Consider the following 14,562-nt stretch of genomic DNA (forward strand, 5'->3'; position numbering starts at 1 on the left):
TCAACTCCGCCCAGCCAGGCCGTCCAGGTGCAGCACGCCGTCGCCGTGGTGCTGCGCGACGAACTCCGGCCCCTTGGTGACCAGCCGGGCGATCGCGGTGGCGTGACCGTGGCCGAGGCCATGCTCGGTCTTCAGCCAGGCAACGACTTCGCCGTGCTTCGTGAGGTTCCGGCCCGCGGCCAGGTCGAGGAAGCCACGCGGGGTGATGCCGGTCTGCTTCTCCGCGTTGTCGAGGTAGGCCTGGAAAGACATGGTGCCTCCAAAAGATCTCCGGTCGGGTGGCACCACAGTCGCACCGACAACTTTTTTTGTCAAGGCCGCCGGGCGACCACCGCGAGCGTGGCGGACGTCATCGTGAAGCCACCGCCCGCCCGGTCGATGGCAGCTCCGACGTCGGCGAGCACCTCGGCCAGCGCGTCCGGCGGCAGCCGGGTCAGGCCGCCGGTCGTGGGCAGGAAGTCCAGCCAGGCATCCCGGGTGTAGTCCTTCTCCCAGGCGAACCGCAGGCGCTCCGGCTCGCCGAAGCGGCCCGACTCGCGGATCCCCTCGGCGAACTTGGCGAACATGGCGTCGTAGACGTCCTGGGCGTTCTCCGCGGCGAAGGGAAAGCCCGGCAGCACGCGGCGGCAGGCTTCGGCGAGCGCGTCCGCGACGGCGGGCGGCGGGCTGAACGCGTGCGCGAAGACGGCGAGCAGCCCGCCGGGCCGCAGCACGCGCGCAGCCTTGGCCGGGCCCGCCACGGGATCGACCCAGTGCCACGCCTGCCCGGCGACCACGGCGTCGAAGGTGCGTCCGGCGGAATCCCAGTCCTCGAACGTCGCCACTTCGACGTCGATCCCGCCACGACGGGCGAAGGCGGCCATCCGCGGATCGGGATCGACGCCGAGCACCCGGCAGCCGGCGGCACGGAACTGCCGGGCCTCGATCCCGGTCCCGCAGCCGACGTCCAGGACGTCGCGCCCGGGACTGCCGTCCACGATCCGGGACACGAGTTCGCCGGGATAGGGCGGCCGGGCACGGTCGTAGCGTTCGACGTCGACGCCGAAGGATTCGGCCATCTGCCGGGCTTCATGAGGTTGAGTGGGCATGCGCCCACTCTAGTGGGCACGTGCCCACTATGGCCAGGGGTGGGCGTTCGCTGTGGGCGTACCGGAGAATGAGGGACATGCCGACCGGGGTCCATCTGCGCGACGTGCGCCGCCAGCTGTTCGCGGCGGCCGAGCGGGTGCTGCTGAAGGAGGGCCCGAACGCCCTGACGAGCCGGGCGGTGACGGCCGAGGCGGACGTGGCCAAGGGCGTGCTGCACCGCCACTTCGCGGACTTCGACGACTTCCTGGCGGAGCTGGTCCGCACCCGCATCGCCCGCGTGACGGACCAGTCGGTGCTCCTGCGCGCGGCAGCGGGCAGCCGCCCGATCGAAGCGACGCTGACCGAGGCACTGGCCGAGCTGTTCGACCCGGTGACGCTGGCACTGGTGAGCATGGTGTTCGTCCGCGACGAGCTGCGCGCACGCCTGCGTCCGCGAGGCCAGGGCCTGCCGATCCTGACGGAGGCCCGAGACATGCTGTCGGATTATCTGGCGGCCGAGCGCGAGCTGGGCCGGACGGCGGCGGACGCCGACACGGAGTCCCTGGCCCTGTCGCTGATCGGAGCGGGCCATCTGCTGTTCGCGGGCCGCCGCCGGGGAACCCAGCCACCGCAGGCAGAGCTGGAGAAGGTGGTGAGCACGGTCATGGCGGACGCAATCCAGCGCCGCCTGCTGTGACCAGTCCCCAGTGGACAGTGCCCGAAAGGGAAGGGGGCTCGGCCCCACTGGACACAACGAGATGAGCCCTGCTCGCGCGGTCCGCGAACAGGGCTCATCCGAAATCTCGTGGGCGATACTGGGATCGAACCAGTGACCTCTTCGGTGTGAACGAAGCGCTCTCCCCCTGAGCTAATCGCCCGTGGTACGAACTTCCACGACGTCCATGGGGGTGGAGTCGTGGTGCGCGATACTGGGATTGAACCAGTGACCTCTTCCGTGTCAGGGAAGCGCTCTCCCGCTGAGCTAATCGCGCGCTGCGGAACTTCGTACTGGAGAAACCATATCGGACCCGCCGCGGGCGCTGCACGGGGGGTCCCGGTTGCCGTCCGCCGTGGGAAAACCGCCGTGACACGAAGGAGCCGAAACGGGCAGACTGCAAGGGACCCCCGCCGGCGTCCCGGCGCGGCCGACCAGGAAAGTTCCCGACCTTCATGACCGACACCGTGTCCACTTCCCCCTCCGACCTGAATCGCGCGCCGGTGCGTTCGGGGCTCCTCATCGGGGTCCTCGTGCTCTCCGCGTTCGTGATGATCCTCAACGAGACGATCCTGAGCGTCGCGTTGCGGGACCTGACCGTCGACCTGCGGGTGCCCACCACGACCGTGCAGTGGCTGACCAGCGGTTTCCTGCTGACGATGGCCGTGGTGATCCCGACGACCGGGTTCCTGCTGGAACGTTTCTCGCCGCGGCAGGTCTTCTTGTTCTCCCTCACGGCGTTCAGCACCGGCACGCTGCTGAGCGCGCTGGCTCCCGGGTTCGGGATGCTGATGACCGGGCGCGTCGTGCAGGCGTGCGGGACCGCGGTGATGCTGCCGCTGCTCATGACGTCCGTGATGCGGCTGGTGCCGCCGGAGCGGCGGGGCGCGACCATGGGCACCATCACGATCGTCATCGCGGTCGCGCCCGCGATCGGGCCGACCATCGGTGGTGCCGTGCTGTCGTCGCTGGGCTGGCGCTGGATGTTCTGGATCGTGCTGCCGCTGTCGGTGGCCGCGCTGGTGGCCGGGGCGCTGCAGCTGCGGCTGGACAGCGAACGCCGCCGGGTGCCGCTGGACGTGCCGTCGGTGCTGCTGTCGGCGATCGGGTTCGGCGGCGTGCTGTACGGGCTGTCCTCGAGCGGCGAGCAGGCCGGCGCCGAGCCGCCGGTGCCGCCGTGGGTGGCGATCGTCGTCGGCGTCGTCGCGTTGGTGGTGTTCACCTGGCGTCAGCTGCGGCTGCAGCGCCGCGACCGGGCGCTGCTGGACCTGCGGCCGTTCACGCACCGCAGTTTCGTCGTCGCGCTGGTGCTGACGGCGCTGCTGTTCGTGTGCCTGATCGGCGCGGCGGCGATCGTGCTGCCGCTCTACCTGCAGACGGTGCTGCACACGAGCACGTTCGTCAGCGGGCTGGCCGTGCTGCCCGGCGGGCTGGTGCTGGGCCTGCTGGGCCGTCCGGTGGGCGCGCTGTTCGACAAGGTCGGCGCGCGGCCGCTGGTCATCCCCGGCGCGGGGGCGATGGCGGCTTCGCTGTGGCTGTTCGCCGCGCTGGGGCCGGGCTCGCCGCTGATCGCGGTGATCGGGATCCACGTCCTGCTGATGGCCGGGCTGGGCCTGATGATGACGCCGTTGTTCACCGAGTCCCTCGGCGTGCTGCCCGACCACCTGTACCCGCACGGCAGCGCGATCCTGTCGACGCTGCAGCAGGTGGCGGGCGCGCTCGGCACGGCGGTGTTCGTCAGCGTCGCCACGCTCAGCAGCAACGACACCGCGGCGGGCAGCCCGGACGCGGCGGGCCTGCACGCGGCGTTCCTCGTGGCGGGCTGCATCGGCCTGGTGGCGTTCGCCGGTTCGTGGCTGATCCGCCGCCCGGCCGCGGCGTCCACTTCGGACGAATAACCGGTCCGCTGTCGTGAGTGGTAATTCGCGGTCTAACCCCCACAAACACACCACCCCACCCCCCGCACCCCCCCCACCCCGCGCGTCAGCCGCCGGGGTGGCCGCAGGCGTAGACGTTCGCCGACGCCAGCGCCTGGCAGGCCGGGCACGTGTGGACCGGCCTGTCACGCCGTCCCCAGTACGGATGCCGGGCGCCGCACAACGCCGTCAGCACTTCACCCGGCTGGGGGTCCGGGTGACAACGCGGGCAGTACGCGTGGGCGGCGCGCTCGACGGCGGTGCTCATGGCGGCTCCTCGGGTCCGGGCTCAGCCGGATACCCGCGGCTCCGCCCGGCCAATCCGGGTCCACACCGAGCGGCCGCCGGTGAACGCCCAGAGCGCGATCACCGGGTCGCAGATCGCGCAGCCGAACGACGAGCCGTGGGCGAACGGCAGGATCGGCTGGCCCTTGAGGTGGTGGACGATGTCCCAGCCGGTGTGCAGGAGCCAGCCGATGCCGATGAACGTCCACGAGTCGAGCCCGCGGAACGCGACGTACGTCGACACCGCGCAGAACAGCAGCTCCCACGGCCCGAGCGCGCCGCCGGACAGGTAGGCCGCGCCCGCGCCGCCCACCATCAGTGCGTTGAACTTGCGCCGGTGCGGCTCGGCGATCAGGGAGTTGAGGGCCACGTAGACCAGGCCGATCACGATCGGCGCCAGGATTTCGATCACGCGGTTGACGCTAGGAACCGGCGGCACTGGCGGCCAGTGGCTGTTCTGCCATGCTCCGCCGGATTCCCGCCACGCTGACCCGCTCCGTAAGGTGAGGGGCGATGAACGTCAGAACGGACCGCGCGAGCGCGACGCGCGAGAGCATCCTCGTCACGGCGGAACGGCTGTTCGCCGAGCACGGGGTGCACGCCGTGTCCAACCGTCACATCAGCGAGGCGGCGGGCCAGGGCAACAACGCCGCGGTCAACTACCACTTCGGCACCAAGGCCGACCTCGTCCGCGCGATCGCCCGCAAGCACGCCACCCGGATCGAGCGGCTGCGCGAGGCGCTGGTCGAGGCCATCGACGGCGACGGCGAGCTGCGTGACTGGGTGGCCTGCCTGGTCCGGCCGAGCACGAGCTACCTGCAGGAACTGGGCAGCCCGACGTGGTTCGCCCGGTTCAGCGCCCAGGTGATGACCGACCCGGCACTGCGGGCGATCCTCGTGGAGGAGTCGATGTCGTCGCCGGCGCTGGCCCGGACGGTCGAGGGGCTGTTCCGGTGCCTGGACGACCTGCCCGCCGACGTCCGCGCGGAGCGGGGCGACATGGCGCGGCAGCTGATGATCCACATGACGGCCGAGCGCGAACGCGCGCTGGCGGAGGGCTCGCCGACGCCGCGGGCGAGCTGGGACGACGCGGGCACGGGCCTGATCGACGCGATCACCGGGCTGTTCCTGGCGCCGCCGACGCCGCCGTCCTGACGAGCACGGGCAGCGCGACCAGCAGCGCGGCGCCGCGGACGGCCCCGGCGACCAGGTAGGGCGCCCGCAGGCCCAGCGCGTGCGCCACGAGCCCGCCGGTGAGCGTGCCGAGCGGGATCAGGCCCCAGCCCACCATCCGGTAGACGCCGGCGACCCGGCCCAGCAGCGACGGCGGGACCAGCTGCTGGCGCAGGCCGACGGTCACGATGTTCCACAGGGTCGTGACGAATCCGTTCGCGGCCAGGAAGATCCCGAGCAGCACGGCGTCCGGGCTCAGGCCGATGCCGGTGAAGGCGACGGCGTTCGCGGCCAGCGCCGTCAGCAATGCCCGCCGCTGCCCGATCCTGGCCACCACCCGGGTGTTGACCAGGCCGCCGAGCACGCTGCCGAGGGCCGCTCCGGCGAGCAGCAGGCCGTAGCCGCGGGCACCGACGTGCAGGACCTGGGTCGCGAGCAGGACGAGCGTCGCGTTGGCGAGCTGGCCGCAGAAGGTGTTGACGCCGAGCAGCAGCGCGAGCGTGCGCAGCAGCCGGTGCCGCCACAGCCAGGCCAGGCCGTCCCGGATGCCGGCGCGGCCGGCCGCGGGCCGCGGCTTCTTCGGCAGCCTGGCCACCAGTGCGGCGGCGACCGCGAAGGAGACGGCGTCCAGCCCGAACGGCAGCGCGGCCGTCACCCCGAACAGCAGGCTGCCGGCGGGTGGCCCGGCGAACTGGCCGGTGACGGTGGTGACCGCCTGCTGACGGCCGTTCGCCCGCGGCAGCAGCGGCGCGGGGACGAGCTCCGGCAGGATGGCCTGCGCCGCGGTTCCGCACACGACGTCACCCGCCCCGAGCCCGAACGCGGCGACCACGAGCACGGGCAGGCTCAGGGCGCCGCACGCGATGAGCACCGCGGCCGCACCGGCGAGGACGGCCTGACCCGCCTGGGCACGCCACATCAGCGTCGCCCGGTCGTGCCGGTCGGCCAGCGCACCGGCGGGCAGGGCCAGCAGCAGCCACGGCAGGTACGCGGCGGTGGCGACCAGGGACACCAGGCGCGGGTCGGCCGTGACCGTGACGGCCAGCAGCGGCACCGCCGCGGCGGACGCCCCGGTGCCGAGGCTGTCGATGCCGGTGGCCACCGTCAGCCGCCGATACGCCTGCGGCAGCCGGGTTTTCGCGTCGATCGAGGTCATCCCCGAATCCTTCGGCGCTTCGCCGCGGCCGGACACGATTTAGCTCTTTGCTACATACTCGCGAGGTGGCCCTGACCATCGAGCTCGGCGTGGCGGAACTGGCGGCGACCCGGTTCGCGATCTCGCCGCTTTCGGAAACGGTCGGCTGCCTGCAGCAGCTGGCCGGCCGCGACCGGCAGGCCGCCACCCTGCCCTGGCTGCGCTGGGCGGAGGACGAACTCGCCCGCGCCCCGCTCGCGCTGCCGTGGACGTGGCCGCTGCTGGTCAGCGACCGGCCGAACTGGCCGGAATTCCTCGTCCCCGCCCCGCGCGGCGCCGGTCCGTCCATTGAGGACGATCTGGCCGCGCTCCGGCGCACCACCGCCCGGCAGGTCCGCACCAGCCTGCGCCGCGTCTTCGGCGAACGGCTCACCGGGGCCGCCGCCGACCTCGCCGCCCGGCCCGCCGCCGGGCTGGCCGCGATCGCGGCCGAACTGCGCGCGGCGCACGACCGGCTGGTCGCGCCGCACTGGCCGCGGATCCGGGCCGTCCTCGACGCCGACGTCGCCCACCGCGCCCGAGTACTCGCCGCCGGGGGAAGCGAGAAGCTGTTCACCGGCCTGCACCCGGACCTGCACTGGCGCGACGGCCGGGTGGTGCTCGGCGGCGACCGCGAACGGGCCGACCACGTGGTGAACCGGGGCCCCGGCGGGCTGGTCCTCATCCCGGTCGTGCTCGGCTCGCCGTACGTGCTGATCAAGAAGCGCACGTCCACGCAGACGACCGTGCGCTACCCGGCCCGCGGCCGCGGTGCACTGTGGACGGCCGGAACGCGAGCACCCGCCGGGGCCACGGTCCGGCTGCTCGGCCGCGCGCGGGCCCGGCTCCTGGAAGCCCTGCGCTCCCCCGCGACCACCACCGAGCTGGCCCGCGCACTCGGCGTGACGCCCAGTGCCGTGTCACAGCATCTGGGCGTCCTGCGCGAGAACGGCCTGGTCGAGCGGGAACGTTCCGGGCGCCAGGTCGTCTACCTGATCACCGCGCTCGGCACATCCCTGCTCGCCAGGCCGTGACTTCAGCTCACGCGGCCGGGATCGACGACAGCGGCACCGCGAACACCGAGCGGCCGCACGTCTGGCCCTGCGCCGTGCAGTCGGCCGTCGACCACTCCGACTGGGACCACACCAGCCCGGTCGACCAGTCGTAGGTCAGTGCCTCGGGGTGGACGGCCCAGCAGGCGTTCGTCGAACCGCAGGACGCCGCCTTGCTCGCGGCCGTCGTCTGGCTCCAGAGCTGGCCGTTGATCGTCGCCGAGCTGTGGGCCACGTACCACTTGCCGTTGTTGGACAGCACGCCCTGCATGTTGCCCACCGAGCTGCGGAGCGCCTCGGTCGCCGGCACGCTGCCGGACGAAGAGGCCGCCAGCAGGTAGTCGTCGCCCATCGCGAAGCGGTAGAGACGGCCGCGGAGGGTCTGGTCGGAGAAGTACTCCGTGGTCACCACCGAAGCCGGGGTGGTGCTGCGGTCCAGCGACATCGACGAGAAGCACGGGACGCCGGTGTCGGAGTCCATGCTGCAGGTGCCGCCCGCGTAGGTGTAGTAGCCGACCTGCATCATCGCGTACTTGTAGGTGTAGGCGGCATAACCGCCGGAGGTCTTGCCGATCGCGTTCGACGTCGTGTCGGTCATCTGCAGGATGTGCTTGGTGCTGAACACCCGGATCGCGGTCGAGGTGTTGCCGACCGCGGTGACGTAGATCTTGTCGCCGTACCAGGCCATGCCGCCCATGTGCGCCTTGGCCGCGGTGAAGCTGCTGCCGGTGCTGTTCGGGACGGCCAGGTAGAGCATCCGGTGCGCGGCCGAAGCCGGGTCGTTGTAGTTGATCGCCTGGATGCGCGCGTCGTTGTAGCGGCCGAGGTCGTCGGTGCCGTGCCAGCCGGACAGGATGATCCGGTCGTCACCCCACTTGCCGTCGTCGTCGGCGTCGCCGGAGGTCGTGATGCCCTGCGGCACCCACGACGTGCTGCCCGCCCGCTCGGAGTCCCAGCACAGCGCCTTGGTGGCCACCGGCGCCTTGGGCAGCGCGGCCTTTTCGGCGGCGGTACAGCCGGTCATGGCGTAGCTGGTGTCGTGGACGACGGTGTTCATGCTGACGTTCGGCAGCGCGTTGTCCAGCGCGGTCAGCGCGGCGTCCGGCGTGGCGTGCCACACCAGGCCCTGCTTGGTCGTCGTGGTCAGGGGATCGCTGTAGGCGGCGCCGGCCGTGCCGGGCAGCGCGAGTGCGCCTGCCGCCACGGCCAGCGCGAGAAAGAGGGTTTTCCGGATTCGCATGGCCCCAGTCCGCCACACCCCGGTCCAAATTTCGTACACCGGCGTTTGTACGGCTCTTGTACCAACCCGGGGATGACGCGAATGACTTATTCCTGTCGCCGGACCGGGATCCACCGGTGAGCGCGAGCTGAAAGGCGCTTTCCTGGCATCTGATGCGAGGAAAGTCCCTTTCGCTGCACCAGGTGAGACGAACGTCCCTTTCAGCCCACCCGGACCTCCCCTGCGGCTGCGCAGTCCAGCCGGATGTCGGGGCTGCCGCCGGGAGCGGCTCGTGAGTGCGTAACAGTGTTAGAACACTGTTACGCACTCACGACAAGCCGCGGCAGACCACCTAAACCCGCGGTCTGCTGAAACGCCGGTCATTCCTCCCGCAGCTGCTCCAGGCTCGTGGTCCGCCACAGGGCAGGCAGCGTCGCCGCGGTCACCAGGAGCACCGCGGCCGCCGCGGTGGCCGTCAGGATCCCGATCGTGGGGAGGTCCACCACCATCTGGCGGTGCACGACCAGTGTCAGCAGCAGCCAGTCGAGGCCGAGCCCGGCGAGGACCGCGACGGCCACCGCCAGCGCGACCGGGATCGCCAGCTGCCACAGCAGGGACCGGGCGAGCACGCCGCGGCCGACGCCGTTCGCCATGAGCGTCGCCAGGCTGCGACGCCGTTCGCGCAGCTGCTCCCACGCCGCGATCAGCAGGCTGCCCGCGGCCAGCAGCAGCACCAGGATCGATCCGATCGACAGCACCCGGGTGATCAGCGCGTACGTGCCGTCGCGTTCGGTGCCGAGCGAGTAGACCGTGCCGTCGAAGCCCACCAGGTTCCGCACCCGCTCCACCAGTTCCGGTCCCGCCGCCGGGATCGTCGTGGACGACGCCAGCCCGACGCTCGTCGCCGTGGCCAGTGCCGCCGGGGTGACCAAAAGGGCCGAAGGTGCGTCCAGCGCGCGGGGCACGCGGTGGAAGCGGTCCGGAACCGTCCACTGTGGAGCGGCCGCCGGGTCGGCGCGCCGGGTTCCGGCGAACCACACCTGCTCGCCCGGCCGGACGGGGGCGCCCGCCGCGTAGACGTCGCCGTCGCGGCATTCGGTCAGCTCCGCGCGGGCGCGCAGTTCGGCACAGGTGCCGAAGACAAGCGCGGTCTGCTCCCCCGCCGCGGTTTCCAGGCGGCCGAGGGTACGCACCGGCTCGTGCGCGGGCAGCGTGCCGAAGGCGGCGGTGAACGCCTGGGTGTCGGCGAGGTGCGTCGCGAAGTACGTCGCCAGTACCCTCGCCTCCCCGGACGGCGGCCGGTCGCTTTCGGCACGGGCGTAGATCCCTTGCAGGGCAATGGAACCGGCCAGGACCACCGCGATCCCGCTCACCAGGCGCGCCGCCGTCGCGCTGTCCAGCTGGAGCCGGCGCACGGCCAGCAGCCAGGCGGGCGATCCGCCGCGCAGCAGGCCCGCGAACCGTTCGACCAGCCACGGCAGCACGACCGGCACCGCGGCGAGCACGAGCACCACGCCGGCGACCACCGCGGGATCGCGGGGGTCTTCGGTGCCCAGCGCGCTGAGCAGCAACGCCCCGCCGGCGAGCACGGGCAGCAGCCGCCACCAGAGTTTCCGGCGCACCTGCGTCCCGCGGCGGACGACCCCGAGCGGCTCGATGACGACCCGCCGCAGCGCGAAGACGGCCGCCGCGCACGCCAGCAGCGGCAGCGCCAGCAGGGCCGGGACGCCGAGGCGCCAGTCGGGGACGACGTCGGCGGTGAAGATCCCGCCGCGGAAGGCGGACACGGTGATCCGCGGGACGAGTGCCCGCACGAGCAGGAACAGCACCCCGCCGACCACGAGCCCGGCGAGCGAGGCGAGCAGGGCTTCCCCGGCGGCGATCCGGCGTACCTGACCGCGATCGGCGCCGACCAGGCGCAACGCCGCCAGCCGCCGGTCGCGGGACGCCGCGGCCAGCCGCGTGCTCGTGACGACGAAGACGAACACCGGGACCAGGCACGTGGTCGCCCCGATCACGACCAGCAGCAGCTCCAGCGGATCGAGGCCGCGGTCGCGGGGCTCGGCACCGAACCGGCTGACCGCGCTGACCTCCGGCTGGACGGCGGCCATGCCGGAGCCCACGTAGAAGAACAGCTCGTTCGGCCCGGTCAGCCCCGCGTCGCCGATCGTGCCGATCAGCCGCTGCGGGAAACGCGGGCGCAGCAGTTCCCCGTCCGGCGACTGCAGCAGCGCCGCGAGGGCAGGCGACAGCACTGCCTCGCCCGGCCCCGGCAGCCGCTCGACACCGGGCGCGGCGGGCTGGCGCGGCCCGGTCGCCTGCACGAGGTAGCCCTGCAGGCCGCGGCCCCGGAACTCGTCGTCGCGCAGGAGGAGGTAGAGCGGGTCGACACCCCGGACGTCGCCCGCGACCGGCGTGCGCGCGGCGGCCCGCTCGCCGCGGGCGCCGAGCATGTGCGGCAGCGACGTCGCGGTGAGCAGGACGAGCACGCCGAGGCCGACGCCGGTGGCGGTGAGGGCCAGGCGCACCAGCGCGGTCCGCGCGCCGCCGCCGCGCAGGGCCAGGCGCAGGCCGAGCGCCAGGTCGGCCGTCCAGCGCCGGATCACCGGGTCACTTCCAGCTCGCGGGTCCGGCCGTCCCGCACGACGACCTCGCGGTCGGAGTACGCCGCGACGCGCGGTTCGTGCGTGACCAGGACGATCGCCGCGTCCCGTTCGCGGGCCGCGGTGGTGAGCAGCTGCATCACCTGCTCGCCGTTGAGCGAGTCCAGCGCGCCGGTCGGCTCGTCGGCGAAGACGACACTGGGCGCGGTGACCAGCGCACGGGCCACGGCGACGCGCTGGCCCTGCCCGCCGGACACCTCCCCCGGCCGTTTCCCGGCCACGTCCTCCAGGCCGAGGTCGGCGAGCATGGTCCGCGCCCGCTGCGCGGCGGCCCGGCCGCGCGCGCCGTTGAGCCGCAGCGGCAGGGCCACGTTCTCCAGGCAGGTCAGCTCCGGAACCAGCTGACCGAACTGGAAGACGAACCCGAAGTCGGTGCGGCGCAACGCCGAACGCGCGCGGTCGGACAGCGTGGCCAGGTCGGCGCCGCGGTAGCGGACCGTACCGGAGTCGGGCCGCACGATGCCGGCCAGGCAGTGCAGCAGGGTCGACTTCCCGGCCCCGGACGGCCCCATCAGCGCGACGACCTCCCCGGCGCGCACCCGCAGGCTCGCCCCGGCCAGTGCCTCCGTCGGCCCGTAGGCCTTCCCGACGCCGTCGGCTTCCAGCAGCACGTCCCCGGTCACGCGACCTCCTCCGCCAGCTGGTCGAGCCGGGCCGCGGTCAGCTCCAGCCAGCGCAGGTCGGCCTCGAGGTGGAACAGCGCGTGGTCGCAGACGAGCTGGTCGACGAGGTCGCCGCCGGTCTTGCGCCGGGTCAGCTCCCGCATCGCGTCCAGGTGCGCCGCCCGCTGGACGTCGAGGACGTCGGCGGCGGGCCGCCCGGACAGCAGCGCCAGCACCACCTTGGTGTAGAGGGTGTTCTGCAGGTAGACGTCCGGCTTTTCCGGTGTGGCCAGCCAGCTGCCGACGTCGGCGACCCCGGCCTCGGTGATGGCGTAGCGCTTCCGCTCCGGGCCGCCGCCCGCTTCGACGCCGTCGGCCTCGACGAGCCCCTGCTTGAGCAGCCGGGCGAGGGTCGAATAGACCTGCCCGTAGTGGACCCGGCGGTCGTGCCCGAACCGGTCGTCGTACGCGCGTTTCAGGTCATAGCCGTGCCGGGGGCCGTTCTCCAGCAGCCCGAGCAGGGTGAGTCCGATCGACATGCGGACGACTGTACACGGTGTGTATAGCCGGAGTTTATACACCCCGTTCATAGTGATCACGGAGGACGTCTCGCAGCGGTGTGGCCTGCCGTCCGAGCAGGTCTTCCAGCTCCGGCCCCGCGGTCGCGAACTCCCCGCGGCGAGCCGCGTGGAACATGCCGAGCAGCAGGTGGGCCCGGTCTTCCGGAACACCGTGCCCGATCAGCCCGGCAACCCACTCCTCGTCGTCGGCGACGACCCGCCGGACCGTCCGCCCGGCCAGGTCGCCGAGAAGACCGGCGACGTCTTCGAGGTCGAGGGCCACGGGCGCGGTCAGCGGCGGGGTCGGCCCGTCGAAGCGCCCTTCGGCGGCAAGGATGATCGCCGCCGCTTCGGCGAGGTCGTCGTGCGCGGTCCACGACACGGGCCCGTCGGCCGGCGCGACGAGTTCCCCGGTCTGCAGTGCCTGCCCGAGCAGCAGCGGCACCGTACTGGCATAGAAACCGTTGCGCAGAGCCGTGAACGACATCCCGCCGGCGGCCAGCCGCCGCTCGGTCGCGGCATGAACGAGCATGGGCGCGAACAGCGAGTCCTCGGCGGCACCCTGGTGGCTGCTGTAGAGCACCCGCTTCGCCCCGGCGTCGCGGGCGGCGTCGATCGCCGCGGCATGCCGGGACAGCCCCGCCTCGCCCGTCTGGCCCGCCGAAACGACGAGCACCTGCGCCGCCCCTTCGAAGGCGTCGGCAAGCGAGGACGGGTCGGCGAAGTCGCCACGCCGGACGCGTACCCCGCGTGCGGCGAGCCCGGCGGCCCGCTCGGGCTCGCGGACGCTGACGCCGATTTCCGCGGCCGGGACCCGCCGGAGCAGCTGGTCGACGATGCGGGAGCCGAGCTTGCCGGTGGCCCCGGTGATGACGATCATGGGTGATCCCCTCGGTGTGTTAACGTTGATATTAGCGACGTTAGCATCACTGGAACCACGTTGTCGATATCGCCGGAAACAGTCAGGCTCGCAGCACGGCTGCCCCGTTCACGCGGTCCCCGGCCAGATCCGCCAGCGCCCGGTCCGCCTCACTCAGCGCGTACGGCACCGTGCTGACCTCCAGCCGATGCCGCCCGGCGAACTCCAGGAACTCCCGCGCGTCCGCCCGCGTGTTCGCCGTGACACTGCGGACCTGCCGTTCCTGGAACAGGTGCCGCTGGTAGTCCAGCACCGGCACGTCGGACAGGTGGATACCCGCGATGGCCAGCGTGCCGCCCCGGTCCAGCGCCGCCAGTGCCGGTGGCACCAGCTCACCCGCCGGCGCGAACAGGATCGCCGCATCCAGCGGCTCCGGCGGCGGCTCGTCCGCCGCTCCGGCCGACGCCGCACCCAGCGCCAGCGCCAGCTCCCGGGCCTGCGCACTGCGCGTCAGCACGTGCACCGTCGCGCCGCGGGCGATCGCCACCTGCGCCGTCAGGTGCGCGCTGCCGCCGAATCCGTAGATGCCCAGGCGGCCGCCCTCCGGCAGGTCCGCCCGCGCCAGCGCGTGGTAGCCGATCAGCCCGGCACACAACAGCGGAGCCAGCTCGTCGTCGGAATACCCGCCCGGCAACGGCAGCGCGTACGCCGCCGGGACCAGCGCGAACTCCGCGTATCCGCCGTCGGCGTCCCATCCGGTGTAGCGCGACTCCGGACACAGGTTCTCTCGGCCACGGCGGCAGAACCGGCACTGCCCGCACGTGGCACGCAGCCACGCGATGCCCACCCGGTCGCCGGGCGCGAACCCGGCCGCACCCTCGACGACCTCGCCGACCACCTCGTGCCCCGGAACCACACCAGGACGGTGCACCGGCAGGTCGCCCTCCGCAACGTGCAGGTCGGTCCGGCACACGCCGCACACCAGCACCCGCACCAGCAGCTCCGCCGCCGACGGCCGCGGCACCGGCACCCGCGACCACTCCACCGGGCCCGACGCCATCGGGCCCGGCCGGACGACACGCCACGCGTGCATGGTCTCCGCCACCGGCAGCCTCCTCGCTCACGACGTCCCGCGAGCCCAGCATGACCCGGCCGCGACGGCAAGGCGAGCGCCGGTAAGTTATTTCCTGCCAACGATATTGCGCGTTTCGAGGGCATTTCTGTCTGGGATGTAACAACTTTCGGGCGTCCTGCGCCTAACCGGACAGCGTTCGCG

Annotated in this window: 15 protein-coding genes and 2 tRNA genes; 4 read left to right on the forward strand and 13 right to left on the reverse strand. The window is 72.7% G+C overall.

The window, feature by feature from the left end:
- Together ABJI51_RS40620 and ABJI51_RS40625 are read right to left on the reverse strand one after the other, a co-directional pair.
- Positions 1-252: a DUF4287 domain-containing protein gene (locus tag ABJI51_RS40620; protein WP_348956510.1), complete on the reverse strand. Its 252-nt coding sequence runs from the start codon at positions 250-252 to the stop codon at positions 1-3.
- Between the two features lie 59 nt (positions 253-311).
- A complete protein-coding gene (locus ABJI51_RS40625; protein ID WP_348956620.1) occupies positions 312-1,058 on the reverse strand; it encodes a class I SAM-dependent methyltransferase in 747 nt (248 codons plus the stop codon).
- 107 nt (positions 1,059-1,165) lie between these two features.
- Between ABJI51_RS40625 and ABJI51_RS40630 the strand changes: the two genes are divergently transcribed.
- Positions 1,166-1,765: a TetR/AcrR family transcriptional regulator gene (locus tag ABJI51_RS40630; RefSeq protein WP_348956512.1), complete on the forward strand. Its 600-nt coding sequence runs from the start codon at positions 1,166-1,168 to the stop codon at positions 1,763-1,765.
- A gap of 109 nt (positions 1,766-1,874) precedes the next feature.
- On the opposite strand, the gene ABJI51_RS40635 is transcribed toward ABJI51_RS40630, so the two are convergent.
- Together ABJI51_RS40635 and ABJI51_RS40640 are read right to left on the reverse strand one after the other, a co-directional pair.
- A tRNA-Val gene (locus tag ABJI51_RS40635) sits at positions 1,875-1,946 on the reverse strand.
- Between the two features lie 39 nt (positions 1,947-1,985).
- A tRNA-Val gene (locus tag ABJI51_RS40640) sits at positions 1,986-2,060 on the reverse strand.
- 178 nt (positions 2,061-2,238) lie between these two features.
- Here ABJI51_RS40640 and ABJI51_RS40645 point away from each other — a divergent pair.
- Positions 2,239-3,681, forward strand: a complete 1,443-nt coding sequence (locus ABJI51_RS40645) for a DHA2 family efflux MFS transporter permease subunit (RefSeq protein ID WP_348956514.1) — start codon at positions 2,239-2,241, stop codon at positions 3,679-3,681.
- 85 nt (positions 3,682-3,766) lie between these two features.
- Here the strand turns inward: ABJI51_RS40645 and ABJI51_RS40650 are convergent, their stop codons facing one another.
- Together ABJI51_RS40650 and ABJI51_RS40655 are read right to left on the reverse strand one after the other, a co-directional pair.
- Entirely contained in the window at positions 3,767-3,967 is a 201-nt protein-coding gene (locus tag ABJI51_RS40650; protein WP_348956516.1) for a hypothetical protein, read from the reverse strand.
- A 21-nt stretch (positions 3,968-3,988) separates the two neighbouring features.
- Complete coding sequence (locus ABJI51_RS40655; protein WP_348956517.1) at positions 3,989-4,396, reverse strand: DUF6010 family protein; 408 nt, start codon at positions 4,394-4,396, stop codon at positions 3,989-3,991.
- 101 nt (positions 4,397-4,497) lie between these two features.
- On the opposite strand from ABJI51_RS40655, the gene ABJI51_RS40660 reads away from it, so the two are divergent.
- Positions 4,498-5,139: a TetR/AcrR family transcriptional regulator gene (locus tag ABJI51_RS40660; protein ID WP_348956518.1), complete on the forward strand. Its 642-nt coding sequence runs from the start codon at positions 4,498-4,500 to the stop codon at positions 5,137-5,139.
- Here ABJI51_RS40660 and ABJI51_RS40665 read toward each other — a convergent pair.
- Positions 5,099-6,313, reverse strand: coding sequence for an MFS transporter (locus tag ABJI51_RS40665; RefSeq protein ID WP_348956519.1), 1,215 nt, complete (start codon positions 6,311-6,313; stop codon positions 5,099-5,101). The two genes, ABJI51_RS40660 and ABJI51_RS40665, sit on opposite strands and share 41 nt — an antisense overlap.
- A 65-nt stretch (positions 6,314-6,378) precedes the next feature.
- Here ABJI51_RS40665 and ABJI51_RS40670 point away from each other — a divergent pair, with 65 nt between their 5' ends.
- Positions 6,379-7,365 carry an ArsR/SmtB family transcription factor gene (locus tag ABJI51_RS40670; RefSeq protein WP_348956520.1) on the forward strand — a complete coding sequence of 329 codons (987 nt, stop codon included), beginning with the start codon at positions 6,379-6,381 and terminating at the stop codon, positions 7,363-7,365.
- Between the two features lie 7 nt (positions 7,366-7,372).
- Here the strand turns inward: ABJI51_RS40670 and ABJI51_RS40675 are convergent, their stop codons facing one another.
- The 6 genes from ABJI51_RS40675 to ABJI51_RS40700 all read right to left on the reverse strand — a co-directional run bounded on the left by ABJI51_RS40675 (position 7,373) and on the right by ABJI51_RS40700 (position 14,379).
- The gene (locus tag ABJI51_RS40675) at positions 7,373-8,623 is read right to left on the reverse strand and encodes a hypothetical protein (RefSeq protein ID WP_348956521.1); all 1,251 of its coding nucleotides are present in this window, start codon (positions 8,621-8,623) and stop codon (positions 7,373-7,375) included.
- Positions 8,624-8,982: 359 nt separating this feature from the next.
- Positions 8,983-11,208, reverse strand: coding sequence for an FtsX-like permease family protein (locus ABJI51_RS40680; RefSeq protein ID WP_348956522.1), 2,226 nt, complete (start codon positions 11,206-11,208; stop codon positions 8,983-8,985).
- Complete coding sequence (locus ABJI51_RS40685) at positions 11,205-11,888, reverse strand: ABC transporter ATP-binding protein (RefSeq protein ID WP_348956523.1); 684 nt, start codon at positions 11,886-11,888, stop codon at positions 11,205-11,207. Before ABJI51_RS40685 ends, ABJI51_RS40680 begins: the two co-directional genes overlap by 4 nt.
- On the reverse strand, positions 11,885-12,406 hold the full coding sequence (locus ABJI51_RS40690; protein WP_348956524.1) for a PadR family transcriptional regulator: 522 nt from the start codon (positions 12,404-12,406) through the stop codon (positions 11,885-11,887). Before ABJI51_RS40690 ends, ABJI51_RS40685 begins: the two co-directional genes overlap by 4 nt.
- Before the next feature lie 34 nt (positions 12,407-12,440).
- Positions 12,441-13,307, reverse strand: coding sequence for an NAD(P)H-binding protein (locus tag ABJI51_RS40695; RefSeq protein ID WP_348956525.1), 867 nt, complete (start codon positions 13,305-13,307; stop codon positions 12,441-12,443).
- An 82-nt stretch (positions 13,308-13,389) separates the two neighbouring features.
- Complete coding sequence (locus tag ABJI51_RS40700) at positions 13,390-14,379, reverse strand: zinc-binding alcohol dehydrogenase family protein (protein WP_348956621.1); 990 nt, start codon at positions 14,377-14,379, stop codon at positions 13,390-13,392.
- Positions 14,380-14,562 lie beyond the last annotated feature (183 nt).

The sequence above is a fragment of the Amycolatopsis melonis genome, assembly GCF_040064235.1.
GTDB lineage: Bacteria > Actinomycetota > Actinomycetes > Mycobacteriales > Pseudonocardiaceae > Amycolatopsis > Amycolatopsis melonis.

Excerpts from the sequence above, each read along its gene's own strand:
- ABJI51_RS40695 (WP_348956525.1), bottom strand. The coding sequence starts at position 13,307 with ATGATCGTCATCACCGGGGCCACCGGCAAGCTCGGCTCCCGCATCGTC.
- ABJI51_RS40650 (WP_348956516.1), bottom strand. The coding sequence starts at position 3,967 with ATGAGCACCGCCGTCGAGCGCGCCGCCCACGCGTACTGCCCGCGTTGT.
- ABJI51_RS40630 (WP_348956512.1), top strand. The coding sequence starts at position 1,166 with ATGCCGACCGGGGTCCATCTGCGCGACGTGCGCCGCCAGCTGTTCGCG.
- ABJI51_RS40645 (WP_348956514.1), top strand. The coding sequence starts at position 2,239 with ATGACCGACACCGTGTCCACTTCCCCCTCCGACCTGAATCGCGCGCCG.
- ABJI51_RS40690 (WP_348956524.1), bottom strand. The coding sequence starts at position 12,406 with ATGTCGATCGGACTCACCCTGCTCGGGCTGCTGGAGAACGGCCCCCGG.
- ABJI51_RS40675 (WP_348956521.1), bottom strand. The coding sequence starts at position 8,623 with ATGCGAATCCGGAAAACCCTCTTTCTCGCGCTGGCCGTGGCGGCAGGC.
- ABJI51_RS40660 (WP_348956518.1), top strand. The coding sequence starts at position 4,498 with ATGAACGTCAGAACGGACCGCGCGAGCGCGACGCGCGAGAGCATCCTC.
- ABJI51_RS40700 (WP_348956621.1), bottom strand. The coding sequence starts at position 14,379 with ATGCACGCGTGGCGTGTCGTCCGGCCGGGCCCGATGGCGTCGGGCCCG.
- ABJI51_RS40625 (WP_348956620.1), bottom strand. The coding sequence starts at position 1,058 with ATGGCCGAATCCTTCGGCGTCGACGTCGAACGCTACGACCGTGCCCGG.
- ABJI51_RS40620 (WP_348956510.1), bottom strand. The coding sequence starts at position 252 with ATGTCTTTCCAGGCCTACCTCGACAACGCGGAGAAGCAGACCGGCATC.
- ABJI51_RS40665 (WP_348956519.1), bottom strand. The coding sequence starts at position 6,313 with ATGACCTCGATCGACGCGAAAACCCGGCTGCCGCAGGCGTATCGGCGG.